The sequence below is a fragment of the Lacinutrix sp. MEBiC02595 genome, assembly GCF_053601555.1.
Genome location: NZ_JBSHNU010000156.1, coordinates 1 through 235, shown reverse-complemented (window position 1 = coordinate 235; position 235 = coordinate 1). Strand labels below are relative to the sequence as shown.

General features: G+C 42.1%; 1 protein-coding gene. It reads right to left on the bottom strand.

All coding sequences use genetic code 11. The annotated features are described in order from the left end of the window. On the bottom strand, nucleotides 1-235 hold a 235-nt coding region (locus ACVCZW_RS02875), incomplete at both ends, for a hypothetical protein (RefSeq protein ID WP_452231605.1).

Genomic DNA, 235 nt, shown 5'->3' with positions numbered 1-235 from the left:
TAATACGCCATTGCCATCTAAATCTGCAAATACAGTTACTGGAGAAGTGAATCCGGTTTCTGTTCCGTTTTGTGTTCCATCACCATCTTCATCATTATATACGGTTCCAGTTACTGTTCCGGCTGTAGTATAACCATCTGTCCCTGCTGTAACTGTTCCACTTACTGGTACCGTTACTTCGGTTGGCTCTGTTCCATCTGTTAAAGTAGCACCTGTTGGTAAAGTAGTTGTATCT